Below are 23641 nucleotides of genomic sequence, written 5' to 3'. Positions count from 1 at the left end.
ACTTTACGCTGCCGGTACCACCATACCTTGACGATATTGTAGCCATGGTAATTTGCGGGTGATAACACAATCGGCAGATGCCGTTAAATCCCCGGTGGTGCCACTGACTTGGAAACCTGGAATTTGGCGCATTTCAGCAAAATGATTCGATAATGTCCATGCATCAATCCCCATGGCGTATAAACGTACCAGCGAATAATCGTTGGAATATTTCGCCGCGGCTTGTTGCATCAATGCAGGATTCGAGCCTGCCATTAATGGAATATCACTAAACTGAATGCCTTCCATCTCTAGGCGGTAGTCCGGGCCTGCGCCGGCTTGATAGCTACGTGAGCTGGCAAACAGCGCCGGTTTAGTGCGGGTGCTGGTGGCCATATCAATCATCGGCTTAATCAATGTCAGCTCGGCAGGGGTTGCAATGATATACACCGCATCAATGTTACCACCGGCAGAGGTTGAAACGACCGGCGCATCGACTGGCGGCGCAGGAATAGTCAGGCCCGCGATGGTCACAGAAGCTGGGGCCGCCGCAGGTGCGCTTGACACACTCACCGGCTGACCGATTAAGCGGATACCCGCGCCACTGTTGATGGCTTGTTTCAACTCCGCCGTGGAGCCGAAGTTTTGCTGCAATACTGTCTGCCCGCCTTGTTTCTGCCACTCTTCAGCAAAGGCCTTGGCGATGCGGTCACCAAAAGCGCCGCGCGGTGTCAGCAACAGCGGCACTCTTTTTTCCTGACTCCACAAATGATGCGCAGCATCGCGGGCTTCATCTTCTGGCGACAGGGCGAAGTAACAGATATTTGGGCTATTGGTGCTAACTTCTGGCTGATTCAGCGCCAGAATATTTAGTGTGCTTGGCGTGGCACTCAGTTGTTCAACTTCAGGTTTCAACAGTGGGCCAACAACCAAGGTAGCGCCATCCTGCTGAGCTTGTGCCAACAATGCGGCCACCGGTTGGGTGGTGGTGTCGTAGACTTTCACTTGTGCATTACTGCTGGCAACAGGTGCCACGACCGGGGCAGGGGTTGCAACTGGAGCAACCTCTGTCACTGGGGCGGCGGAGCCATCAGCCGCCGTGGTTGCCATTGGGTCGGGGGTCACCGGCGCAGGGGCGTTGACCGGCAAGCCATTCTGGGCGGCCGTAAAACCTTGTTGGATAGCATCGGCAAAGACTTGCGCCGGGCCACTCAACGGCAACAACAGCGCAATTTTCGCCGTAGAGGCCTGGCTGAAGTTACTGATTTGCGTTAATGCCGTCGGCAAACTTTTCGCCGCCGGGTTTTGCGGATAACGGTTTTGCCAATCTCTAATCCCGGCTTTCAGCAGGTCCGGGTCTTGCTTGTTATCCTGACAAACATGCAGTAAATCCAGCCAGCCTTGCAGCACATTTTCGTCTGCATTAATCACCATGTTATTCAATTCTTGTGGTGTGAGCTGCGCCAGTACTTGCCAGGTGCCATCAATATTATCTTGATGTGCTTTATCTTTCAGCAAGGGTTCTTGAGCAATAAACGCGCGAATCAGTGGCAAGGTGGCTTTACCCTGATTGGCGGCGATTTGTGCTTGATAGAAGCGAACCTGTTGATTTGCAGAGAGTTGAGTTGCATCCAATTTGCCAAGAATAGCGGCAGCCGCAGGGTTGTTTTTCTGAGCGACCAACAGTTCTGCGGTCAGTAATTGCTGTTCTTGGCGCTGTGCGTCACTCAAATTAGCGGGCAAAGCGGTAAGTTGTTCTGCTGCCTGAGGGGCTTTCCCTTCGCGTAACAGGGCACGAATGGCAAGTAATTGCCAGTCAGCCTTGTTATCATCACCGCTCTGTTGCAACTGTTGCAGATAATAGTCAGAGTTAGCGCTTGCTTCGTCTTGTATATTGACGGGCGGTGGCGTCTGTGGTGCTCTGCCTGAACAGGCTGCCAGTATCAACGCAGCCAGAACAGCAGGGACTAGCCCTGCTTTGGAACGAACGAATGTTGAGGAAAGCATACTGTATCCAGTGATGTTTTTTTCAAGATGCTCAATATTAAATCGGTAATTCGGATGAAACAATGAATCAACCAGATCGAGCAGTGATTTCTGCATCTACGCTTTATGTGGTACCTACCCCAATCGGTAATTTAGGGGATATTACCCACCGGGCGTTAGAGGTACTGAAAGGCGTTGATTTGATTGCGGCTGAAGACACACGTCATACAGGGTTGCTGTTACAGCATTTCGCGATCAACGCCCGCCTGTTTGCACTTCATGACCACAACGAACAACAAAAAGCCGATCATTTACTGGCGAAACTGCAAGAGGGCCAGAGTATTGCGCTGGTTTCAGATGCAGGTACACCACTTATCAACGATCCGGGCTACCATTTAGTGCGCCGTTGCCGTGAAGCTGGCATCCGAGTTGTGCCCCTACCGGGGGCGTGTGCGGCAATTACAGCACTTTGCGCCGCCGGTATTGCCTCAGATCGTTTTTGCTACGAAGGCTTCCTGCCTGCGAAAACCAAAGGACGTAAGGATACCCTGCAAGCGCTGATTGAGGAACCTCGAACACTGATCTTCTACGAATCAACTCACCGCTTGTTGGAAAGTTTACAGGACATGGTAACCGTACTTGGCCCACAACGCTATGTGGTACTGGCCCGTGAGCTCACCAAAACCTGGGAGTCTATCCATGGCGCACCGGTGGGGGAGTTATTGGCCTGGGTGCAAGAGGAAGAAACCCGCCGCCGTGGTGAAATGGTGTTGATTGTCGAAGGCCATAAAGTGCAGGCTGATGATGCACTGCCCGCTGCGGCTTTGCGCACTCTAGCGCTGTTGCAACAAGAGTTGCCACTGAAAAAAGCCGCTGCCTTGGCTGCTGAAATTCATGGCGTGAAAAAGAATGCGCTTTATAAGTATGCACTTGAACAGCAAGAGGGTGCTCAAGTGCAAGCGGAAGATGACATTTAGCCGCAACGTGGCTATAATCCGCCGCGGAGTTGACTAGACAGTCGCCGCTTCGCTGCCGTCCCTTTCGGGGGAGACAGGTGAAGGGGAGGAAAGTCCGGGCTCCATAGGGCAGGGTGCCAGGTAACGCCTGGGAGGCGCAAGCCTACGACAAGTGCAACAGAGAGCAAACCGCCGATGGCCCACGCAAGTGGGATCAGGTAAGGGTGAAAGGGTGCGGTAAGAGCGCACCGCACGGCTGGCAACAGTTCGTGGCAGGGTAAACTCCACCCGGAGCAAGGCCAAATAGGGGTTCACATGGTACGGCCCGTACTGAACCCGGGTAGGCTGCTTGAGCCAGTGAGCGATTGCTGGCCTAGAGGAATGACTGTCCACGACAGAACCCGGCTTACCGGTCAACTCCACTCCTCTTTAAAAACAATGAGTTGGTGTGTCCCGTCTGCATTTCACATTGAGTGGGATACATGATGGGATACATCAACTTTTGTTCTCTTCCTTATACGTTCCGTCGCAATGGTATTTTCTACCTTTACTTTCGTTTATCGGATAGCCGCTTTCTTCAGCAAGAACCTGAAAAACAATGATGCTCTTGTTCAGTCTTTAAAACCTCTAACCAAAGAAAACAGCATATTATCTGGCTGTAGCAGAACCCTTGATCTGCGCGGGGACGTTTTGCCCCCGGCAAAATAGTTTTTCTGGCGGCGACCTAAATAACCGACCATTCAACAATGGTCAGCTTATAAAGCCTCCCAGCATATCCAACCTTGATAGCTGCTACTTGCACTTCGATACCAACTAATACCACTATCTGAATCTATACCCCCGTAGTTAGTACCGGAAGAATTCGATGCCCATAGCGTGTTGTAAAAGCCGAAATTATCCCTTAAGTTGCCCCATTCAGCCCACAATGAACCAATCCCTCGAGTATAGTGACCATTGGTTAATTTATTTAACGGCGGGAGATTCTTCCCGGCATCTTGACAGGTATCTCTTGCCACTTGATTAGTATGGGTGCCATACATTTTGTCAGAAAACCAATCAGTAATTCTAAAGGTGTAGCTTAATGCACTTCCTCCAGCCTTAGGATTTGCTGTGATCTTAATCTCTGACGATGGTGCATTCGCCGGATCACGGAATGTTACACTCCCTGTAGTATCAATTGACACCAACGAAATGTTATCAGAGCTCCAGTTATAATCACTGTTTTTGGTCGTATTCCCGTTAATCATCATTTGGAATTTGGCCCCCGCGAAACCCGTCGTTGGGAAGCCAGCATCGACTGCGAATGTATGGCCGTTCGCCACGATACCGGTAATAGTATCCGGGGAAGTTAAGGTCACCACCTTGCTGTTGGCCGCGCCAGTGACAGGGATTTCTGCTACTTTGGGGACGACAGTGACCACGCCGTCATTTTGGCCGGTCAGATTGGCGGTGTAAGTGCCGTTACCGTTATCGGTGGTGGGGCCGACTGTGCTACCGGGGGCCGCCGCACCACTCAAAGCAAAGGTCACCGCCAGGCCGCGGATGGGATTGTTGTTTGCACCCTGCGCCGTGAATGTCAGGGTTGCGGCATCGCTACCGTTGGCCACGATAGTCGACGGAGCCACCGTCAGACTGGAGTTATTCCCTACCACTGTGTCCTGAGTCAAGGTCACAACCGTCGAGTCCAAGGACTGCGATCCCAAACTACTTGTAATCGTTACATTCCCTGCTCGTGTACCGGCTGTGAGCACTGTCCGATAATCACCGGGAGAAATTTCAGTAATGACTTCATCTAAACGTAACTGTTCTTGAATATCAGTATTACGCAAGTTTTGTGAACCACTATCAGTAGCAAAGTTCATTGAAAGAGCCAGTTTCTCACTCATTCCACTGATAGGTTTTGAATTATTATCACGGAGTTTGATGATAATTTCACTTGTAGCACTGCCATTGGCAGGTAAGGTTTGAGGCTCTGCTCCAAGGGCAGAATTAGTCACACTTTGAGTATTTACATTAATTAGTGTTTTAGCCTGATTAGAAACATTGCCTTTAATATCATAAGCAACAGCAGTAAGAGGATAGCGGTTACTGCTGTTAGGTACTGAAAGTGGTAATGTGATTTGTAGTACCTGTGTAGACAGCTGTTTGATACTCCCTCCCGCCGCGATTAATGCTGGACTGTCCCATTTAATATGGTCAAGCCCATATTTAGTGGCGACATCAGCAGTTATATTCACCGTCATTCCTGCATCATTATGGATGCTGGCTGGGAGCGTTAGCCGTAGCAGTTCTTGTTTTTGATAGTCCATCACAATGTTGTTGTTACGTTCAACTAAATCATAGCGGCTACCTGCCAGGGTGCGTGTTGCCGCCACGGCTGATGGATTGATATGGGATTGCCAAGATTCGTTCAGGCGGTAGTTCAACTGAAAGTTAATGCTGCTGTCATTGTTACTGCTTTTACCGGCACGATGCTCAACGCCGATAGTCACTAATGGAATAGGGGTGTAATTCACACCAGCCGTAATGGCATGAGGATCTTTCTGCCGAGCATCTTTACCAAACAACGCGACTTCATCACCACGATATTGTTCATACATAACTTTGCCACCCAATTGGGGGTGAGACGGTAAATAGGCTTCGGCCCGGACATCATAGCCATTGGCGGGGCGCTCGTCATAATCAGCAAAATCACGTGACTGATGCCAATCGGTGGTACCGATATAGCTGTTAGCGGATAATTTCAGGTAATCGGTCCAGGCTTCAGCCCCAACACCAATGCGTTGATTTTTACCGGTAATATCCTTATCAAGGAAAGTGTTCATACCGTACATCCAATTATTATGGAAGGTGCGCACACCAGCACCAATATTGACGGTATTGCGGTTGTCTTTATTTCGAACGCCCAGTTGAGTAAAGAGTATTGATTGCTGATTGTCATAGAGTGGGAGCAGTACATCTATAGCACTACCATCCAGCTTAAACTCATCATCAAGATTCATTTCTACGCGCGCAGTACCGAACTGATTCAGCCACTGTTGTGCTGAACTATTGAATTCATTATTAGCCGCTGAGCGAAGTATTTGTTTCCCCGCATTGACGGTATTGTCACTCGTCAGTGCCGCAGCCCCAGACAAGGTATGGCTGGCAAATTTATTCTCTTGTGAAATATCCGTGTTATTATTTTTTTCATTGTCTATGGCGAATGGAGAACGTTTCCCGGGGACATCAATTTCATCCCCAATGGTTAATTTATTAAAAGGTTTAGAAAAGGTGCGATATATATTTATTTTTTTAGTTCGTCGACAGAAATATTATATTTCTTAGCTACAGTATCAACATTCTCATTGGCAAGTAGAGTGTAAGATTCTGTGGCCGTATTCATTGCGAAAGTATTTGAAGACGATGCGGCAATTGCGGATGAAAATGATAGACTTAAGGGGAATAGTAACTGGAATATAATATTTACCCAGGCGATGACGCTAGACGTTCTCGAATGAGGTAACGCCACCGCGTGCTTTCGTCCCGAGGGTGTTTTAAATGATTTCGTCCAAAAGAATTTAAGCATTTATTATGTCCGATTAATATAAGAGAGTTATTTTAGGGCGACAATTCTGAATTAAATTTGCAACAAATACATTAAGAACCTCCCATTTGTTTGTAGGAAATTTCTGATAATTGATGCCGATTTATATTATATTTAGCTTTATGGGGGCCGGTGGAGATATCTGTATCGCGCAGTTGATACCGACGGCCAGACCATTGGCTTTCTGCTGGCAACAGATGGTCACCAGCAGAACAATTTTATCTGTTGGCGACCTAAATAATAATCACCGTTGTTTTTTCCTCTTCGCTAATACGACACCACCCTCGTTAATATTGAGACGATTATTAGCCTAATATCCCCGCTATAAGTAAAACTACTGGCTCTCATTATTTACAACAAGCATTTCGTATTTATGGGGCTAAAGCTCTTATAGTAAAGTTAAGAAAAGGCTGGCCTATATTGATAAGCCAGCCTTTTAAATTACCAGTTAAGCTCTTTGCCACAGGGTGGTTGAATCTGAAGCTCCTGGAGCCCAGCTATCAACCCAGGCGATGTGGCCCTGAAGACAAGACCACAAAAGGTCATTATGTTTGACGACTTCAGCCGCAGCATAAGTTTCCCCCAATGCCCATGCGCGATAACCTTCCGGTACCGGTTCTGGGATCACTTCTTGCTCAGCATCCGTGGTAATAGTCAAAACGTTACTCGGCACTGAGAGACGACCTTGCACATCAACAGCTGCAACAAAGTAGCGATAGCGAGTGTTCGCCTGTAACTCTTTATCTTTATAAGTCAGCTGGCTCCGTTCAACACGAGCAACCTCGTCGCCTTCACGATAAATGATATAAGCCTGAACACGCTCTCCGAACTGTGCTCCCCCCCACATCAGGCTTACACTTTCTGTGGTTATTTCCATACTATGCAGGTTAGCTGGCGCCGACGGTGGGGCATCAACGGCATCAGTAGAGAGCGTCGTGACCGACAGAACTTCACTTAGCGCAGATTCTGTACCTGACGCGTCAACACTGGATAATTGATAGTCAAATCGTGTATTTTCTGTCAGAGCACTGTCGGTAAAGGTTGTCGCTGTCTGTGAACCAATCAATGTACCGTTGCGGTAAATACGGTAAGAAGCTGTAGGTACAGAAGGCGCACTCCAAGCAAGAGAAACACTGCTTGTCGTCACACCAGTACAGCGTAATCCAGCCGGTGCAACAGGTTCAGGGGTGACATTACCCCCTACGAAGTTCAGGTCGATAACGTGATAAAACGCATTACCGGTGTTCGCTACCTCCCAAACTGCCAGAATAACATGGTAACCAACACGTTCCGGTAGCATGATTTTATGCTCGGTTGGATTAGGTGGATTCAGTGCCGCACCGTACTCCCAGAAAGGTTGTTCGCTCAGTTGAACCTGATAGAACGGTGTATCTTCAAACTGTGCACGGCTCAATGGCAGGTTTGGATCCCAATCTTTACGAGTGATGAAGTAGTTCCAGCGACGAGTTGCATGCTGAGCACTGTAGGACCAGCTAATAGGTAATAGTTGACTGGATTCCACGTTGTGTTTTTCCCAGTGAGTACCTGGTTGGTCAAGCATGTTGCCATTCATCTGATTGGCGCTCGCTATTTCTCCATCACGCGGAGGCAATGAGCTCAGCGTATCAGTGGCAGCCAGAGTATCTGCCAGACCACTAACCAATGCAGGGAAGAATTTACCTGCTTCACGCTGGTTCAACATACCTGTATCAATCTGGCCTTTTTCCCAGGCAAAGTAGGCACGTGATTTCGGTGAAAAAACGTGGCCGTGTCGCAGGTTAGGCGACTTTTTCTTTTCAGTAATAATTCCGTTCATAATATTTTCCATTTAAATAATAATTAATTAGAGCCTATATTCCACAAAGAGGCCGCCTTTTCCGGAGTCCAATAAATATTGGACTCATGACGCATTACGCAGCTATATACGATGCCATTCCATAACACTCGGGCACCATCTTCATAACGCACATTGGCAACCCAATTATTTTCAACCGGTTCTGGTACGACATTATTTTCTGTCAGGTAACCGAAGCGATTAATAAATTCCCAGTTGTAATCTTTCCCGGCGCTGTTAGTGCCAGCATCCCAATTTATAGACCAGGTCATTAATCCACGGATGGGCAGCCCGGCACTTTGCAGGCGTAAAAATGTTTCTTTCACATCTTCTGCATTAATAACGTAGCCAGTTGCAGCTGCATCATTATTAGAAGGCAAACCGATAATAAATTTGTCACTTGGGATCTTAATGAAATTACGGGTGCCGGTAACAATACTTTCAGATAGATAATAGAGAAAATCAGCTTTATTCTGGTTATTATCTTGTGCCAGCCAGCCTATATTATCAACCCAAACGCCATCACCGCCTTGATTATAGAACTGTGGCGCAATAAAGTCGTAATAGCCTTCTAGATTAATAATATATTCTTCGTACTCGCGTCCTTTTTGCAGGTATGGGAATTCAGGTGCCATGCTGATAATGAAATTTTTCCCTTGTAACTTATAATGGTCTTTAACCATACGTAAAGCAGCAGGAATAACTTTCTGATTGTTACCAGCAGTGATAGCTTTTTGCTCCAGATCGATATCTAAACCGTCAAAGCCAAACTTATCGCTAAGTTGTTTAATACGCTCAGCCAGTGCAACTTCATCACCATTATGCATGACAATGTCAGCATCTGCGCCACCGAGAGAAATAAGAACTTTACGACCTTGACTATGTAACGTGTCAATTTGTTGACGGAATTCAATATCAGTATATTTATAAGGACGAAAGTCTGGAATATGATCGTTGCTACCGTCAATTACTTTCATAAACGCAACAACAATTACATTGTAATTTAGTGGAATGCTGGTCAAATCCATTTCCTTGAATCGACCGCCTTTATATCCACTGCCCGACTCTGTTGGCCAGTTATGCCAAAATCCCATAACGATATTGTCTTTCATTGAAACCCCTTATTAAAATTTTATTTGTTATGACTCGTAATGTTTGAGTTATATAAGTATCTATAATTCTCGAGATGGATTATTTATTAGTAATGATTTCTCTACAACACTGATTATTTTATTTCACGAAATAAATAAATTGACTTGATGCAACTAGAAACGCCAAATACCGGCAAATGTTCGTTATACCGCTACCCTATCGGGCCGTTTAGTCAAAGAAGAAAAACTGCGATATGCAGTGAAATAACGGCAAATAAAGTCTTTCGACCATCGGATAGAATCGGACTATGCACCTATCAAAAAATGAGTGGGAGCGACGAGTGGTTTTAAATGCCCTGAACGGGCACGGTCAACACTCCAGAGATTTGAAAAGAAAGGTGAATTTGATGTTTTTTATGTCGTGATGAATCTGATTTTTGGGTATCGGACAGGACTGTATTTTTATTAATCGTCTCTTTAATATTGAGACGATTCTAGTCTGATTATCCCCCTATCTATCAGTAAAAACACTGACTCTCATTATTTGCAATAAGCATCTAATTGGATTTTTTTAACTTCAGTTACATCTATCTTTAAGATTAACAATGAAATCAGATATTATTAATTTCAAAGATGGACATTTTACTTTGGCGCTACTTAGATATATCGTCTGTCTAAGATCAAGCTCTTTCAACTCAAATTCTATCGAGTTTTGATTGATGGACTTCGAAAAGTTGCTGATGTTGGGAAGTACCGAGACTGCTAACCCAGTTGATACCATCTCAACCAGGTAATGAAAATCATCAATAAACATTACTTCTTTAACTCCATGTTTTTTTATTACTTCATTTTTTAATTCATGAAAAACACTAACATCACTGAATCTGGGGTTAAGCACCATTAAATTAGATTCTTTACCAACCTTTTTGATTAGACTAAATTTAATTTCAAGTAAATCAGTGTTATTCCAGTTCTCGTTCTCGTCACTAATGGTTCTTCTAATGCTCAAATCTACCGGACTAGATAGTGTATTAGAAAAATTCACTTTTACACTTATATCAAGTGCCATGAAATAGCACCTAATCATGTCAACTAGAAAGAACAGTTCTTTATCAAGATAGATATTTATACTCTTACTCTTGCTTGATATCTTGCTTTCTATTTCGCATAGTCCGTGATAATGACTTGATAAGTCTTTATATAACATAAAAGCATCACGTGACATTTCCATAGATCCATTTTTATATTTAAAGAGCTTTATTTCTAATCGATCCTCCATTTTTTTTAGCATGAAAGATACAGCCGGAGGGCTTAAATTCAGACGTTCCGCTGCTACCTTTATTGACTTTTCTTCAGCAACAGATATGAACGATTTTAGTTCTCGTGATAAAAACATGCAGGCCTCGTATTTTTGTTATATAAGTTTCGCTATTAACATAGCAGTAGTATATGAAGTGCGCATTATATTATTGTAACTGATGGTTAACATAATCTAATGATTTTATTTACCTTCCGTTATCCTGCTCGAGATCTTGATGGTTAGCCATTTGGTTCTATTGCCTTCGCGTAGGTAAGCTAGTAAAAATTCCCCCCAGCATGTTTATGCTGGCTAAATACTTTCCTCTATAACAGTACCTGACGAATAACTCATCGGTGAGACTTGGAGTGGCCTACAATAACGCCACGCTTTGCCTCACCTCTTCTAGATTAATTACGCTAGCTGAGGGTATAAGCGTGATAACAACTAACACTCTGAGCAAAAACATCTGTGGGGATAACGCAGGTGACGGGAGGTGTTTCGGGCCAGAGATATAAATGGGTGAAATTACATAAATAAAATAGCATATTTCCTGCCCAAGCCTTAATGCGACAGAGCCTTGAAAACCGCCTAATACTTAAGACTTACCAGTCGTAGAAGTCATTGACGTAGCCCACCTATGGCGGGAGCTAAAACGCGGTTAAATGGTAATAAACTCGCCATATATATTATATGTAGCGAGTTTATTAGTTACATATTATTTTATCATAGCCACACCGCTGCTACTTTGAGTTATACTATTGATGACAAGCTCAAAACGATAGCCTGCCTTTTTAACCAGTTTCCAGCCAGCAGGGAAAGTTTCAGAATAAGTAACGGCTTTAAGTTCCTCCATTGAAGCATCATACATGAAGTATGCAGCGCCGATTTCCAGTGGAATCTTGTTTTTGTCGAAAAGAATAATTGATGTTACATACATTCTGCCATCATTCGGAATAAGGCCAATAATATCATAATCACCATTAGTAGGGATATTTACCGGGTTTTCAATTGTATATGTCTGAATGAAAACATAGTCAAGATTACTGTTTGCTGATTTGTTGGTTAACTTCATTGCCAGAAGTTCCGTATTTTTTGGCGCAGTTACAAATTTCGACAATCCTTTAATATCACTGATATCTGGTTGTGATGTAGTCCACACCTTATAGATTTGCTCAGGTTGGGAATCATGATAATGTCTCCAGCCGTGAACTATGCTTAATTCCGCAATGTCAACAGACAGAAATTTATCATTGAGTTCCTGAGGTAAATTGTAGACAATCTCTCGCTCCTTGTAATTGTGAGGTTTGCCATTAAAGTTTTTCTGTTGGAAAAATATAGCACCGGTTGCATTTTTATTTACTTCGCTCATACATTACTCCTTTTTTAGTTGATAGAAACTGCATAGTCGCAAGATATAACCCATTAGGATTGAATAAATCACGTATGACCATCACGCGCCCATGTTATTAATATCTGATGGAATTTTAATTCATTTACTTAATATTTATATTCTTTCGCCACTTTATAATTTCATCTATTTGATTAGCGCATATATCTAAAGCAAGCCTTTGCTGTTTAGCTAATATTGCAACATCCCTCCATGTATTACCTACTAACTTAGGTTTTTCACACGGCATAAGTAATATGTCTGCCGGATATTTATAAATAAACCTTGGTGCTTTCCTTTCATAGTCATTACTGCAAGATGTTAAAAACATTATCAGGAATAGCATTGTTAGCACATTTATCAGGGGATAAAGCATGCTGAAGTTGTGTCGTTTCTGCATCGACTTTCTTCTTTAGTTGCTGATCAAGTAATAAGTAGCGTTCCGTTATAACCCAATTTTCAGACTCATTAAGCTTAAAAGTATTGATTGCGTCTTCAAGTTGTTCATTTTTATCTTGTACTATTGCCAGTGCTACTTTTTGCTTTTCATTCTGATTAAAAAGGCTACTTATCTTAAATAGGAGTAAAACAACAAAACCTCCTAGTAAAATCACGGTCATGATCTGTATTTTAATAATGCTCCAGTTCATACCGGATACTCTTTAAACGGGAGTTGGAAGTGTGGGCCATCTTTTAATGATTTCCAATCTCCTCCCCATTCAATAGGGATCTTCAATTCTTTAGCGGCTGATTTCACTGTGTTAGCAAGTTGTTCATAATATTGCCACTCCCAACTGATTTTCTCATCAACATAAGCGACAATATCAATGGCGTGACCAGAGAGATGTCGACTATTCAAGGTCTTACTTGCGCCGCTAGCAAATAACTCCTTTTGTCTTGAAATAGTACGTAGACCCTCGAGAATACCAAAATCTATGGTGCTAATTTTGAGGGCGTAACGTACGATTTTAATCAAGTCTGGATGGACATTTATTAATCTTTGCTCACTTTTTTCACTAAATTTGAAATTATTTATCATCCTTTTTACCTATATTATTTTTTATGTTTCTTTCTTCAATTCGCCATCGAACTAATATTGATATGTAATCAGTCCCCATATAACCGATAGCGACACTTGAAATGTATGAAAGGTCTGTGGTTACACCCATGAACACAAGTAGGTCACGAACTGAAAAAGCGATAAATGAACATATTAATGCATCAAAGAAACATAGCTTAAATGGTTTGCCATTATATCTCCCACGTAACAATGCAATTATCCCAGCGATTGCTCCATAGCCCATATCTTTAAGATTTGGCAATGATAAATAGAGTGATTGTGACATTAAATTTAGACTAGTATTCATTTGTATTATCTACATTTAAAATTATAAAATTATATTGATTAAATTAGAGTGAGTTCATTAATATCGACTAATTAAAGCTGAATGTTCGATTGTATATTTAGAGCTTACTTTACCTTAATACCCCCCTTGATATACATCTGTAGTCTCATCAGTTCCTGGTACCGTTTTGTATATCCACCATTCCTCACCCCAATTATCGTATTTCCAATATTATGCGGTCAGAAGTGGTGTAAGTTACCTATTTTTACTCTGGATAACTCTGGTTAGATACTATGTAAATAGAGTTTTGCGCAGTCGCATAATAGGGTTGGCTATATAAAAATTTAGATAACCCAATGAATAAATATAAAGTTGATAAAAGCCATCATGCATCTATATTAATCCCCTCTAATGGAAGTAATTATATTTAAAAATAAAAACACAACAAGTAAAATAATTTTACTAAACGATTATAGTTTACTTACTATTCGTACGAGTATGGTTACATATACTTTTGGTATTGTTGCAAATAAAGCCACTGTTGCAAATCCCCGCTTACTGTTCAACCACACTCATACCACAAAAAACCGCCTAACGCGGATAACGTAAGGCGTCGACAAAGAGAGAAAATGCGGTGGTATGCTGCCTGCGGCTGGGGTAATAAAGGTAGTAGCCGGGGAATGGCTCACACCACTCTGCCAAAACTCTTATTAAGTTGCCGCTGGCAATCTCCGCTTTTACTGAATCTTCTGGCACCATAACCAGGCCAAAACCGATAACTGCGGCATCAATGCGCTGACGTAAACTATTGAAAGTTAACTGTCCGTCAACCCGGACTTTTAACTCGCGCCCTTCTTTTTCAAACTCCCAAGCATACAGGCCACCCATTGTTGGTAGGCGCATATTGATACAGCGATGATTTTGTAGCTCGGCTGGAGTGATAGGAGTGCCGTATTTCGCCAGATATGACGGCGAGCCGACCACGGCCATACTCATATCTGGCCCAATCCGCACCGCGACCATATCCTTTGCTACTTGTTCTCCCAGCCGGATCCCCGCGTCAAAACGGCCTGCAACAATGTCAGTTAAGGTATTGTCGACGTTGATTTCTACTTTGATATCAGCGTATGCGGTGAGGAAGGATTTCAGTACCGGCCAGAGCACAGAGTCAACAGCATGCTCGCCCGCAGTGATGCGAATATTCCCCGCAGGGCGCGCCCGCATCTCACTTAGCGCATTCAGCTCACTCTCAATTTCTGCCAAAAGTGGCGCGAGGCTATTTGCCAGTCTTTCACCGGCTTCAGTCGGTGCCACACTGCGAGTAGTGCGGGTCAGTAAGCGCAACTCAAGCCGCTCCTCCAGCCCTCGGATGGCATGGCTTAGCGCTGATTGGGAAACACCCAATTTTGCGGCGGCTTTGGTAAAGCTGCGTTCTCTGGCAACCATGAGAAATGACATTAAATCGTTAAAATTCTCTTTTAACATTTTGCTTCCCGCCTGTTAGCACTGAGGTTGTCGAGTTTAACTCAATTTATGAGTTTAATTCATATACACATGCGCATTTCCCCCTCTAATGCTCTGCACAAGCATTTGCTACCTTAATGCAACTGATATTCACCTGGTGAGTGTCTTGTGGCGGTAAACAATGACCAGCAGGAGCAAAGACAATGCAAAAACGCATACTCGGTCGCAGTAATCTTGAAGTGTCAGCAATAGGCTTGGGCTGCATGGGCATGAGTTTTGGTTATGGGCCAGCAACTGATAAACAGGAAATGATTTCATTACTGCGCAAAGCTGTGGATCTCGGCGTGACATTTTTTGATACCGCAGAAGTTTATGGGCCATACACCAATGAAGAATTGTTGGGTGAAGCGCTGGCCCCTTTGCGCGAGAAAGTGGTGATTGCCACTAAATTTGGTTTTCAGACTGACCCGAACGGTGGGCCAAAATGGGTGGGGTTAAATAGCCGGCCTGAGCATATCAAGAAGGTTGCGGAGGCTTCTCTCAAGCGCCTAAAAACAGATGTTATTGATCTGTTTTATCAACATCGTGTTGATCCTAATGTGCCTATCGAAGATGTGGCTGGTGCGGTACAAGATTTAATTAAAGAAGGAAAAGTTAAGCATTTTGGTTTGTCAGAAGCAGGGGCGGCAACCATTCGCCGTGCTCACGCGGTTCAGCCGGTCACCGCGCTACAGAGTGAATATTCGTTGTGGTGGCGGAAACCGGAGCAGGAAATTATCCCCACACTAGAGGAGTTGGGGATTGGTTTGGTGCCCTATAGCCCGCTGGGTAAAGGTTATCTGACCGGTAAAATGACGGAATCAACTGAGTTTGCCAGTGATGATTTTCGCCGTAGCTTACCGCGCTTCACTCCAGAAGCACTAAAAGCCAACCAGGTATTGATTAGCTTGATTCAGGACGTGGCACAGCAAAAAGGCGCGACACCCGCACAAGTCGCTTTAGCTTGGTTGTTGGCGAAAAAACCGTGGATTGTGCCAATTCCTGGGACCCGTAAGGTTAATCGGCTGGAAGAGAATATCGGCGCTGCCAACCTTGAGTTGACTGCCGCGGATCTTCAGCAAATTGATAGTGTTGCAGCGAAAGTCACCTTGGTCGGTGACCGCTATCCCGAGGCGCTGGAAAGACTGACCGGTCTTTAGGCTATCACCCGAACACTATCAGAAATAACGATGAAATGACTCTTAGCATCTACAGTTATGTAGTCCGTGTTAAATTCGGCGGTTTTCGTCGATATGGAGGACAAAATGAAAATTACGCAAAGCGGCTCGCAAGCATCTCAACCTGGTTCCGCACATTATTTTACCGGCCAGGTACGTATCGATGCTCCTTTTCAGGCCACCCCGCCGGCCCGTGTGGGCGGCGCTTTGGTCACATTCGAGCCCGGCGCACGTACCGTCTGGCATACTCATCCACTGGGCCAAACGTTGATTATCACCCAAGGCCGTGGCTGGATTCAGGAGTGGGGCAGTGAGGTTAAAGAGATGAATCAGGGTGATATCGTTTGGATACCTGAGGGAGTCAAGCATTGGCATGGCGCCACGCCAGACACCGCGCTGACCCACATTGCTATCGCCGAATCCCTCGATGGCAGCCCAGTTGAGTGGCTGGAAAAAGTTAGCGACGAACAATATCGGAAATAACCTCGGAGGGAATATGACTCAAGGTATTGAAAATAAAGTCGTAGTTATCGTTGGGGCCAGCAGTGGCTTGGGTGAGGCTTTGGCGCGCCGCCTGACAAAAGATGGCGCAAAAGTGGTGCTGGGTGCCCGCCGTATTCATCGGCTGGAAGCATTGGCCGACGAGCTTTCATTGAACAAAGCTGCGGTTGTCAAAACTGATGTGACGCACCCTGATCAGGTTCAGGCATTGGTGGACACCGCAGTTAGGCTTTATGGCCGCATTGATGTCATGGTGAATAATGCCGGGTTAATGCCGCACTCACTGTTGGAGCGGCGTAAGATTGATGACTGGAATGCAATGATTGATGTGAATCTCAAAGGGGTGCTTTACGGCATCGCCGCCGCATTGTCTTATATGAAAGAGCAGGAAAGCGGGCATATCATCAATACCTCCTCAGTGGCGGGCCATAAAGTCAGGCCGGGCAGTGCGGTGTATGCGGCGACCAAAACGGCGGTTCGCGTGATTTCTGAGGGGCTACGTCAGGAAGTGAAGCCGTACAATATTCGTACTACGGTTATTTCTCCCGGTGCAGTGAGTAGCGAGTTGGTGGATAGCATCACTGAAGCTGATGTCGCGGTGGGCATTAAGCAATTTTATGATGAAGTGGCTATTTCCGCTGATGCTTTCGCCAGTATTGTCGCCTTTGCTATTGCTCAGCCGGAGGATGTTGATATTAATGAAGTATTATTCCGTCCGACGAAACAAGAACTTTGATGAACACTGTGCCTATCTTTTAAATGCTCATAATACCGGAGATACACCATGACAATGAAAGTACTCGGTTATGCTGCCACGTCAGCAAAAGTTCCTCTCGCCCCCTTCGAGTTTACCCGCCGCGACCCGCGCCCAGATGATGTGGTCATGGAGGTGCTTTATTGCGGGGTTTGCCATTCAGATTTACACCAAGCACGAAATGACTGGGGGTTTAGCACCTACCCTATTGTTCCCGGTCATGAAGTGGTTGGCCGTGTTACGGCGGTAGGTAAGGATGTCACCAAGTTCAAAGTGGGAGATTTTGCCGGCATTGGCTGTATGGTGGATTCCTGTCGTCACTGCCAGCCCTGCCAACAGGGGTTGGAGCAGTATTGCGAAGAGGGCAATGTGCAAACCTACAATGGTGTTGACCGCCATGACCACACTTCAACTTATGGTGGTTACTCGCAAGTTATTATTGCCTCGCAAGATTTTGTGCTAAAAATGCCGGCGGGATTGGACCTGAAAGCTGCTGCACCACTGCTGTGCGCGGGCATCACCACCTGGTCACCACTGCGCCACTGGAATGTGGCCAAAGGCAGTAAAGTCGCCGTTGTTGGCTTGGGTGGCCTTGGCCATATGGCATTGAAACTGGCCAATGCGCTGGGGGCTGAAGTCACACTGTTTACCCGCTCGCCCAGTAAGGAGGCTGATGCTCGTCGTTTGGGTGCGCATCATATTGTTTTATCTACCGATGATGCACAAATGGCGGCGGTCAAAGGGCAGTTCGATTTGATTATTGACACTGTGCCTTATGTGCATGATATCAACCCGTATATGCCAACATTGAATGTTAATGGCACCTTGGTGTTTGTCGGTTATCTTGGAGATCTTAGCCCGATGATCAATACCATGCCGCTCATTCTGGCGCGGCGCTCAGTGGCGGGCTCATGCATTGGCGGTATTGCAGAGACCCAGGAAATGCTGGATTTCTGTGCTAAACACGGCATTGCCGCTGATGTCGAGATGATTAATATTCAGGACATTAATCATGCTTACGAACGTATGCTGAAAAGTGATGTGAAATACCGCTTTGTGATTGATATGGCGTCATTAAAGCCGTAACAGAGACATGACTAATAGATGTGGCTGTGAGTCTGACATGTAAAAAGTGACCGGGCGAATACCCGGTCATTCCGGTAAATCGATAAGCAATGCCCGCAGTGGCGTTTCTGCTGTAATCACTAAATGCTGTTCTTCCTGGACAAAAGCCCCGTCGCCACAGGTTAAGCGCTGAGCTTCACTCACTTGTGGGCCAGCCACTGCTACTGTCCCGTGAATGGATTGCAAGTAAGCTCTGGGGCCATGTAAATCAATGGTATGTTGTTCACCCGCCGCTAAATCCAAATGATGAATCCATACTTGCTGGCGCAACTTCAGGCTACCTTGCTCACCATCGGGGGACGCCAATAATCTTAATGGTTGGGTGCACAGTGACATCCGCTGTGCCGGCTGACTTTCTTGTTCGGGGCAAGCATTGAGCCAGAGCTGAAGGCGGGTTAAGGGTTTATCCGGGCTCAGATTATGCTCACTATAACTGACACCGGGCTGGGTAGAAAATAGCAGCACGTCGCCAGTTTTGCCGCGAACATGATTACCCAAGCTATCGCGATATTCGGCTTCGCCTTGTAAAATCAGGTTGAGAATATCAACCCGTGGATAGGTGCGCGGCTGGAATGATGCCCTTGGGGCTAACACTTCCTGATTCAACACGCGCAGTGACGCGTAACCTAACAATTTCGGGTCAAAATAGTGGCCGAATGAGAAAGTATACCGCGCCTGAAGCCAACCAAAGTCAGCTTGCCCGCACTGTTTTGCTGTTCTGCATGTGATCATGATTGCTCCTGTTGCCCGTCATTTTGCCAGTTGCAGATGTGTTGGCTGCACTCAAATACCCATGACGTTGGCATAATTTGTCGACATTAATCTGTAAACAAATGGTAAGCGTCTGGACGCCAGATTGTTAGCCAGTTAATCTGGTCACTATATTCAAATTTCCTGATTGAGAAAATGATGGGCAAAGATCGGGCGCTAACGTTAGAAGCATTGAGAGTGATGGATGCCATTGACCGCCGTGGCAGTTTTGCGGCGGCGGCTGATGAATTGGGGCGGGTGCCCTCGGCGTTAAGCTACACCATGCAAAAGCTTGAAGAAGAGCTGGATGTGGTGTTGTTCGACCGTTCCGGGCATCGCACCAAGTTTACCAATGTGGGCCGGATGCTCTTGGATCGCGGGCGGGTGCTGCTGGAAGCCGCCGATAAATTGACGACTGATGCTGAGGCATTGGCGCGTGGTTGGGAAACCCATATCACCATCGTCAGTGAGGCATTATCCCCAGCATGGAAACTGTTCCCGTTGGTTGACCGGTTGGCGCTGAAAGCCAATACCCAAGTGTCTATATTCACTGAGGTTTTAGCCGGAGCTTGGGAAAGACTGGAGCAAGGGCGGGCCGATATCGTGATTGCGCCTGATATGCATTTTCGTGCGTCTTCGGAAATTAACAGCCGCAAGCTGTACAAAGTGACCAGCGTCTATGTGGCCAGCCCGGACCACCCAATTCATCAGGAGCCCGAGCCGCTCTCAGAACTGACGCGGGTGAAATACCGGGGGGTGGCTGTGGCGGATACTGCCCGAGAACGGCCGGTATTAACCGTACAATTGCTGGATAAACAGCAGCGGCTAACGGTCAGTACCATCGAAGATAAGCGGCGGGCATTATTAGCCGGTTTAGGGGTGGCGACCATGCCGTATGACATGGTCGAAAAAGATATCGAAGCCGGCCGTTTGCGGGTTGTCGGGCCAGAGTACAGCCGTGAGGCCGATATCATTATGGCGTGGCGGCGCGACAGTATGGGGGAGGCCAAGTCGTGGTGTCTGCGCGAGATCCCCAAACTGTTCGCGAATAGGTAAACGCCAGCTGTCAGTTAACCTGCTTGCTAAGCAAAACGGGCATCCCGACCATGTGGCTCCAGCAAGTTTTGCTGTGGGCCGATGGAAATAATCCCGTAAGGATTTATCGTGCTGTGGCTGCGGTAATAGTGGTTGCGGATATGGGCAAAATCCACAGTCCCGGCCACTCCCGGCATCTGATAAATATCGCGCAAGAAACCATATAAATTAAGGTAATCGCTGATCCGGTGTTTATCACATTTGAAATGTGTGACATACACGGGATCAAACCGCACCAATGTTGTCCATAAACGCAAATCTGCTTCGGTAAGCTGGTTGCCAGTCAGGTAGCGCTGTTTGCCCAGAATCTGCTCCAGTTTGGCCAGGGCATCAAATAAGGTGTTAACCGCTTCATCATAGGCAGCTTGCGTGGTGGCAAAACCGGCTTTATACACCCCATTATTGACCTGGTCGTAAACCCATCCATTGATATTATCAATATCACGGCGCAATGCGGTGGGGTAATAATCATCCGCCCTGGCACCCACGCTATCAAACGCACTATTGAACATACGAATGATGTCGGCTGATTCATTGCTAACAATAGTTTGCTGCTGCTTATCCCATAACACAGGGACGGTGACTCGCCCACTATAATGGGGGTCAGCGCGCAGGTAGAGTTGGTAAAGATAATCAAGGTGATACAGAGAATCGCCGGTGCTGGCTGGGAAATCATCGCCGAAGGTCCAGCCATTTTCTTGCATCAGCGGGTGTACCACAGAGACTGAAATCAGTGATTCCAGCCCCTTCAATGTGCGCATCAGTAAGGTTCGGTGTGCCCATGGGCAAGCTAGAGAAACATACAAATGATAACGTTGTGCTTCAGCTTTAAAACCCGCTTTGCCATGTGGGCCAGCTTGACCATCTGCAGTGACCCAGTGGCGAAACTGTGCAGTGCTGCGTTTGAAATGGCCGCCGGTAGATTGGGTGTCATACCAGACGTCTTGCCAGACGCCATCAACAAGTTGGCCCATTTTATCCCCCTCGATAAAAAACGCGCCCTCTCAAATGATTGGGCGCGGTTAATTAACATAGCAACTTCATATTCGCTGCTGCGCTTACCACTTCTTACCCAGCAGGCGGTCAATACTGAAACCACCAGGGCCGGCAACCGCTAATACAATGTAACCGCCAGCAATGGTCAGGTTTTTCATGAACATCAGTTGGTTAACGCCTTCTGCAAAGTTCGTGTGGAAAATCAATGCAGTCAGAAGAGTAAAGCCGGCAGTGAACAGCGCGGTAGTGCGGGTCAAGAAGCCAAACAGGATGGCCAGACCGCCGCCAAACTCTAACAGAATCGTCAGTGGCAGGAAGAACCCTGGGACACCCATTGCTTGCATATATTGTTGGGTACCGGCATAGGCATCACCCATTTTGCCGTAACCGGCAACAATAAACAGAATTGGCATCAGAATGCGTGCTACCAACAGACCAGTATCTTGTAATTTGTTCATCGACGACTTCTCCAAAAAGTGTTTTGTATTAATGCCTGATATCTGCTGGCGTTAATTATTAATCAAAAAGTTTATATATGATTGTTTGCCAATGTGTTTGTGCAAACGCCCTGACTTGATGAGAGAATGTTAGTCGAGAAGTTGATAAGTTGTTAGCAAGTAAAACTGTCGTTTTTCATCAAAAAAACTGAAGTGACAGAACATAAAAGCCTGCCTATGGCGAAAGTTAACAGCAGGCTGGGTGATGTTTATATGTTATCAAACATAAGATAATTGCGCTGTGGCAGTGCGGTAAAATCGGCGATTAACGTAAGAAAAAAGTATTGCGAAACAATTGGATAGTGCCCCATGCGCTGACCGCTCTTCGTGACCAGCGGATGAACTTGCTGGGGTGGCGGATGCCGTATAGTGCCACCAAGCTTGAACCTACCATCAAATATTTTCGCATACTGACGATTTTTGCCCAGCCACGGTCATAAGGTGCAGTCACTTCAATCCAATGCGCGGTGCTGTGCGCGAGATCCAGACGTTGTTGCTGGATCTCACGTAACAATGCAGCCTTTTCCTGTGCTAATTGACGGCGACTCAACGCTCTTTCTCCAATAATTCGCGGTCTGTTTCCAATTGCTTGCGCGTTGCGCCCAGCAGTGTGGAACGGCGCGCTTTGCTGAGTGTCCAGATAACACCGATTATCGCCAGCACTAATAGCGCCGCGGTAGTCGACCCCAACGCGATTAAACGATAGGCAGGATCAATAGCCCATATCACTAACACCAGTAGACTCATCAAACCGAAAGCGGTAAACAGCAGAGTGACCCCCGCCATCAACAACAACTGAATCAGTGTTGCTTTTTCCTCTTCCAGCTCAATAGCGACCAGCCGAACACGGGTTTCAACCATGCCAACCACGATGGTGACGATGCGATGGACGGTATCGAGGACCCCTTTACCGGGGCCCTGAGTTTGAGGAATTTCAGCCATAATCAGCGGCGAGACAGCAGAACGCCTAACACCACGCCGACTGCGGCACCGATACCCACGCCATGCCAAGGTTTGTCATGGACATAGTGGTCAGCTTTATCAGCAATTTCTTTGGTTTGGGCAGCAATTCTATCGCTAGTTTCGCTCAACCGTTCACGAGTATCTTTCAGCGCGCTTTCCGCCTTGGCCCGTAGCTTATCTAACTCAGCTTTCGGCTTATCGGTCGAAGATTGCAGCACTTCTTCCAAAGTATCCGCAAGTGACTTAAGTTCAGCGCGTAAATGTTCAGAGGTTTTATCTTGTGGCATGTAATAGCTCCTTAACATAACTGAGGTGAATACTTAATCTAGTGAATTTTTAGGGAAGTTGATAGGTTAATCATCCTAATAATTCCCCAATAGCCCACTATGTTGGTGTGTAAACTCGGGGTTGCTACTTCTGTGCTTGAGCTTGCTTTAACTCAGCTTGAGCTTCTGCTAACTTTTTCTGTTTGTTAGCAATTTTGCTGGCATCACCTTTTTGCTGGGCTTCTTTGAGTTCTTGTTTACGCTCAGCAACTTTGCGCTGCTTTTCATTAATTTTTTTCTGCCGCTCGGCTTTCAGACTTTCAACAGTACAATTGCTTTTAACTTCTTTCAAGGCCGTTTCCAGACCGGCGGCGCGGCGCGTGTTGCCATGCTGTTTGGCATAATCAATCTGCTGTTGAATTTCATTGGCTTTGGTGTCGCATTCATTTGTTTGGGCGGCACTGCAAAATGCAATCATTGGTAATATCAGCAGAAGAGCGGCTCGTAGCGAAAAAACGGTACGTAACAACATGGTATTGCTTCCTTTT

The 23641-nt window shown here is 46.0% G+C and carries 24 protein-coding genes and 1 other RNA gene; 7 read left to right on the top strand and 18 right to left on the bottom strand.

The features are described 5' to 3' along the window. Positions 1-3: 3 nt before the first annotated feature. Positions 4-1986: a penicillin-binding protein activator gene (locus D5F51_RS19670; protein WP_129198633.1), complete on the bottom strand. Its 1983-nt coding sequence runs from the start codon at positions 1984-1986 to the stop codon at positions 4-6. A gap of 62 nt (positions 1987-2048) precedes the next feature. Here D5F51_RS19670 and rsmI point away from each other — a divergent pair, with 62 nt between their 5' ends. Both rsmI and rnpB read left to right on the top strand, forming a co-directional pair. Beyond that, the gene (rsmI, locus tag D5F51_RS19665) at positions 2049-2942 is read left to right on the top strand and encodes a 16S rRNA (cytidine(1402)-2'-O)-methyltransferase (protein ID WP_025376901.1); all 894 of its coding nucleotides are present in this window, start codon (positions 2049-2051) and stop codon (positions 2940-2942) included. Between the two features lie 25 nt (positions 2943-2967). Next, positions 2968-3346, top strand: an RNA gene (gene rnpB, locus D5F51_RS19660) — RNase P RNA component class A. A 330-nt stretch (positions 3347-3676) separates the two neighbouring features. On the opposite strand, the gene D5F51_RS19655 is transcribed toward rnpB, so the two are convergent. The 10 genes from D5F51_RS19655 to D5F51_RS19610 form a co-directional block, all read right to left on the bottom strand. Next, entirely contained in the window at positions 3677-6058 is a 2382-nt protein-coding gene (locus D5F51_RS19655) for an inverse autotransporter beta domain-containing protein (protein ID WP_162301801.1), read from the bottom strand. A gap of 897 nt (positions 6059-6955) precedes the next feature. Beyond that, positions 6956-8323 carry a lytic polysaccharide monooxygenase gene (locus D5F51_RS19645; RefSeq protein WP_245994851.1) on the bottom strand — a complete coding sequence of 456 codons (1368 nt, stop codon included), beginning with the start codon at positions 8321-8323 and terminating at the stop codon, positions 6956-6958. Between the two features lie 23 nt (positions 8324-8346). Next, on the bottom strand, positions 8347-9453 hold the full coding sequence (locus D5F51_RS19640; protein ID WP_129198629.1) for a glycosyl hydrolase family 18 protein: 1107 nt from the start codon (positions 9451-9453) through the stop codon (positions 8347-8349). A 556-nt stretch (positions 9454-10009) separates the two neighbouring features. After that, complete coding sequence (locus D5F51_RS19635; RefSeq protein WP_129198627.1) at positions 10010-10828, bottom strand: helix-turn-helix domain-containing protein; 819 nt, start codon at positions 10826-10828, stop codon at positions 10010-10012. A 619-nt stretch (positions 10829-11447) separates the two neighbouring features. Further along, the gene (locus tag D5F51_RS19630; protein ID WP_129198625.1) at positions 11448-12101 is read right to left on the bottom strand and encodes a beta/gamma crystallin domain-containing protein; all 654 of its coding nucleotides are present in this window, start codon (positions 12099-12101) and stop codon (positions 11448-11450) included. 124 nt (positions 12102-12225) lie between these two features. Then, positions 12226-12450, bottom strand: a complete 225-nt coding sequence (gene lysC / locus D5F51_RS23020) for an Rz1-like lysis system protein LysC (protein ID WP_425471839.1) — start codon at positions 12448-12450, stop codon at positions 12226-12228. Next, a complete protein-coding gene (locus tag D5F51_RS19625; protein WP_129198623.1) occupies positions 12428-12769 on the bottom strand; it encodes a DUF2570 domain-containing protein in 342 nt (113 codons plus the stop codon). The genes lysC and D5F51_RS19625 overlap by 23 nt, the downstream gene beginning before the upstream one ends. After that, entirely contained in the window at positions 12766-13158 is a 393-nt protein-coding gene (locus tag D5F51_RS19620; protein WP_186368203.1) for a M15 family metallopeptidase, read from the bottom strand. The genes D5F51_RS19625 and D5F51_RS19620 overlap by 4 nt, the downstream gene beginning before the upstream one ends. Next, a complete protein-coding gene (locus D5F51_RS19615) occupies positions 13148-13486 on the bottom strand; it encodes a phage holin, lambda family (protein WP_245994849.1) in 339 nt (112 codons plus the stop codon). Before D5F51_RS19615 ends, D5F51_RS19620 begins: the two co-directional genes overlap by 11 nt. Positions 13487-14056: 570 nt before the next feature. Beyond that, entirely contained in the window at positions 14057-14950 is an 894-nt protein-coding gene (locus tag D5F51_RS19610; protein ID WP_129198621.1) for a LysR family transcriptional regulator, read from the bottom strand. Positions 14951-15132: 182 nt separating this feature from the next. On the opposite strand from D5F51_RS19610, the gene D5F51_RS19605 reads away from it, so the two are divergent. From D5F51_RS19605 to D5F51_RS19590, 4 genes are all read left to right on the top strand, one after another. After that, positions 15133-16128, top strand: a complete 996-nt coding sequence (locus D5F51_RS19605; RefSeq protein ID WP_129198620.1) for an aldo/keto reductase — start codon at positions 15133-15135, stop codon at positions 16126-16128. A gap of 105 nt (positions 16129-16233) precedes the next feature. Then, the gene (locus tag D5F51_RS19600) at positions 16234-16629 is read left to right on the top strand and encodes a (R)-mandelonitrile lyase (RefSeq protein WP_129198618.1); all 396 of its coding nucleotides are present in this window, start codon (positions 16234-16236) and stop codon (positions 16627-16629) included. Positions 16630-16642: 13 nt separating this feature from the next. Beyond that, entirely contained in the window at positions 16643-17383 is a 741-nt protein-coding gene (locus D5F51_RS19595) for an SDR family oxidoreductase (protein ID WP_129198616.1), read from the top strand. Positions 17384-17431: 48 nt separating this feature from the next. Then, on the top strand, positions 17432-18487 hold the full coding sequence (locus tag D5F51_RS19590) for an NAD(P)-dependent alcohol dehydrogenase (RefSeq protein WP_129198614.1): 1056 nt from the start codon (positions 17432-17434) through the stop codon (positions 18485-18487). A gap of 66 nt (positions 18488-18553) precedes the next feature. Here D5F51_RS19590 and D5F51_RS19585 read toward each other — a convergent pair whose 3' ends face one another. Next, the gene (locus D5F51_RS19585; RefSeq protein ID WP_025377063.1) at positions 18554-19258 is read right to left on the bottom strand and encodes a pirin family protein; all 705 of its coding nucleotides are present in this window, start codon (positions 19256-19258) and stop codon (positions 18554-18556) included. Positions 19259-19435: 177 nt separating this feature from the next. On the opposite strand from D5F51_RS19585, the gene D5F51_RS19580 reads away from it, so the two are divergent. Continuing rightward, positions 19436-20332 carry a LysR family transcriptional regulator gene (locus D5F51_RS19580; RefSeq protein WP_025377062.1) on the top strand — a complete coding sequence of 299 codons (897 nt, stop codon included), beginning with the start codon at positions 19436-19438 and terminating at the stop codon, positions 20330-20332. A 26-nt stretch (positions 20333-20358) separates the two neighbouring features. On the opposite strand, the gene D5F51_RS19575 is transcribed toward D5F51_RS19580, so the two are convergent. From D5F51_RS19575 to D5F51_RS19550, 6 genes are all read right to left on the bottom strand, one after another. After that, the gene (locus tag D5F51_RS19575; RefSeq protein ID WP_129198612.1) at positions 20359-21345 is read right to left on the bottom strand and encodes a glutathione S-transferase family protein; all 987 of its coding nucleotides are present in this window, start codon (positions 21343-21345) and stop codon (positions 20359-20361) included. An 84-nt stretch (positions 21346-21429) separates the two neighbouring features. Next, on the bottom strand, positions 21430-21825 hold the full coding sequence (locus tag D5F51_RS19570) for a DoxX family protein (protein ID WP_025377060.1): 396 nt from the start codon (positions 21823-21825) through the stop codon (positions 21430-21432). Between the two features lie 304 nt (positions 21826-22129). Beyond that, positions 22130-22414, bottom strand: coding sequence for a YqjK-like family protein (locus D5F51_RS19565; RefSeq protein WP_087768546.1), 285 nt, complete (start codon positions 22412-22414; stop codon positions 22130-22132). Beyond that, positions 22411-22806: a phage holin family protein gene (locus D5F51_RS19560; RefSeq protein WP_129198610.1), complete on the bottom strand. Its 396-nt coding sequence runs from the start codon at positions 22804-22806 to the stop codon at positions 22411-22413. The genes D5F51_RS19565 and D5F51_RS19560 overlap by 4 nt, the downstream gene beginning before the upstream one ends. A gap of 2 nt (positions 22807-22808) precedes the next feature. Further along, entirely contained in the window at positions 22809-23114 is a 306-nt protein-coding gene (locus D5F51_RS19555) for an ElaB/YgaM/YqjD family protein (protein WP_025377057.1), read from the bottom strand. A gap of 124 nt (positions 23115-23238) precedes the next feature. Further along, on the bottom strand, positions 23239-23625 hold the full coding sequence (locus D5F51_RS19550) for a DUF1090 domain-containing protein (protein WP_140414427.1): 387 nt from the start codon (positions 23623-23625) through the stop codon (positions 23239-23241). Positions 23626-23641: the final 16 nt, after the last annotated feature.

Origin of the sequence: Yersinia hibernica (assembly GCF_004124235.1) — a bacterium.
GTDB classification, from domain to species: domain Bacteria; phylum Pseudomonadota; class Gammaproteobacteria; order Enterobacterales; family Enterobacteriaceae; genus Yersinia; species Yersinia hibernica.
This window is presented reverse-complemented; position numbering and strand designations above follow the sequence as displayed.

Bases quoted from the DNA above. Each gene is read 5' to 3' on its own strand.
- D5F51_RS19590 (WP_129198614.1), top strand. From the start codon at position 17,432: ATGACAATGAAAGTACTCGGTTATGCTGCCACGTCAGCAAAAGTTCCT.
- D5F51_RS19610 (WP_129198621.1), bottom strand. From the start codon at position 14,950: ATGTTAAAAGAGAATTTTAACGATTTAATGTCATTTCTCATGGTTGCC.
- rsmI (WP_025376901.1), top strand. From the start codon at position 2,049: ATGAATCAACCAGATCGAGCAGTGATTTCTGCATCTACGCTTTATGTG.
- D5F51_RS19600 (WP_129198618.1), top strand. From the start codon at position 16,234: ATGAAAATTACGCAAAGCGGCTCGCAAGCATCTCAACCTGGTTCCGCA.
- D5F51_RS19670 (WP_129198633.1), bottom strand. From the start codon at position 1,986: ATGCTTTCCTCAACATTCGTTCGTTCCAAAGCAGGGCTAGTCCCTGCT.
- D5F51_RS19625 (WP_129198623.1), bottom strand. From the start codon at position 12,769: ATGAACTGGAGCATTATTAAAATACAGATCATGACCGTGATTTTACTA.
- D5F51_RS19605 (WP_129198620.1), top strand. From the start codon at position 15,133: ATGCAAAAACGCATACTCGGTCGCAGTAATCTTGAAGTGTCAGCAATA.
- D5F51_RS19575 (WP_129198612.1), bottom strand. From the start codon at position 21,345: ATGGGCCAACTTGTTGATGGCGTCTGGCAAGACGTCTGGTATGACACC.
- D5F51_RS19635 (WP_129198627.1), bottom strand. From the start codon at position 10,828: ATGTTTTTATCACGAGAACTAAAATCGTTCATATCTGTTGCTGAAGAA.
- D5F51_RS19620 (WP_186368203.1), bottom strand. From the start codon at position 13,158: ATGATAAATAATTTCAAATTTAGTGAAAAAAGTGAGCAAAGATTAATA.
- lysC (WP_425471839.1), bottom strand. From the start codon at position 12,450: ATGTTTTTAACATCTTGCAGTAATGACTATGAAAGGAAAGCACCAAGG.
- D5F51_RS19630 (WP_129198625.1), bottom strand. From the start codon at position 12,101: ATGAGCGAAGTAAATAAAAATGCAACCGGTGCTATATTTTTCCAACAG.
- D5F51_RS19645 (WP_245994851.1), bottom strand. From the start codon at position 8,323: ATGAACGGAATTATTACTGAAAAGAAAAAGTCGCCTAACCTGCGACAC.
- D5F51_RS19550 (WP_140414427.1), bottom strand. From the start codon at position 23,625: ATGTTGTTACGTACCGTTTTTTCGCTACGAGCCGCTCTTCTGCTGATA.
- D5F51_RS19585 (WP_025377063.1), bottom strand. From the start codon at position 19,258: ATGATCACATGCAGAACAGCAAAACAGTGCGGGCAAGCTGACTTTGGT.
- D5F51_RS19570 (WP_025377060.1), bottom strand. From the start codon at position 21,825: ATGAACAAATTACAAGATACTGGTCTGTTGGTAGCACGCATTCTGATG.
- D5F51_RS19580 (WP_025377062.1), top strand. From the start codon at position 19,436: ATGGGCAAAGATCGGGCGCTAACGTTAGAAGCATTGAGAGTGATGGAT.
- D5F51_RS19555 (WP_025377057.1), bottom strand. From the start codon at position 23,114: ATGCCACAAGATAAAACCTCTGAACATTTACGCGCTGAACTTAAGTCA.
- D5F51_RS19595 (WP_129198616.1), top strand. From the start codon at position 16,643: ATGACTCAAGGTATTGAAAATAAAGTCGTAGTTATCGTTGGGGCCAGC.
- D5F51_RS19640 (WP_129198629.1), bottom strand. From the start codon at position 9,453: ATGAAAGACAATATCGTTATGGGATTTTGGCATAACTGGCCAACAGAG.
- D5F51_RS19560 (WP_129198610.1), bottom strand. From the start codon at position 22,806: ATGGCTGAAATTCCTCAAACTCAGGGCCCCGGTAAAGGGGTCCTCGAT.
- D5F51_RS19615 (WP_245994849.1), bottom strand. From the start codon at position 13,486: ATGAATACTAGTCTAAATTTAATGTCACAATCACTCTATTTATCATTG.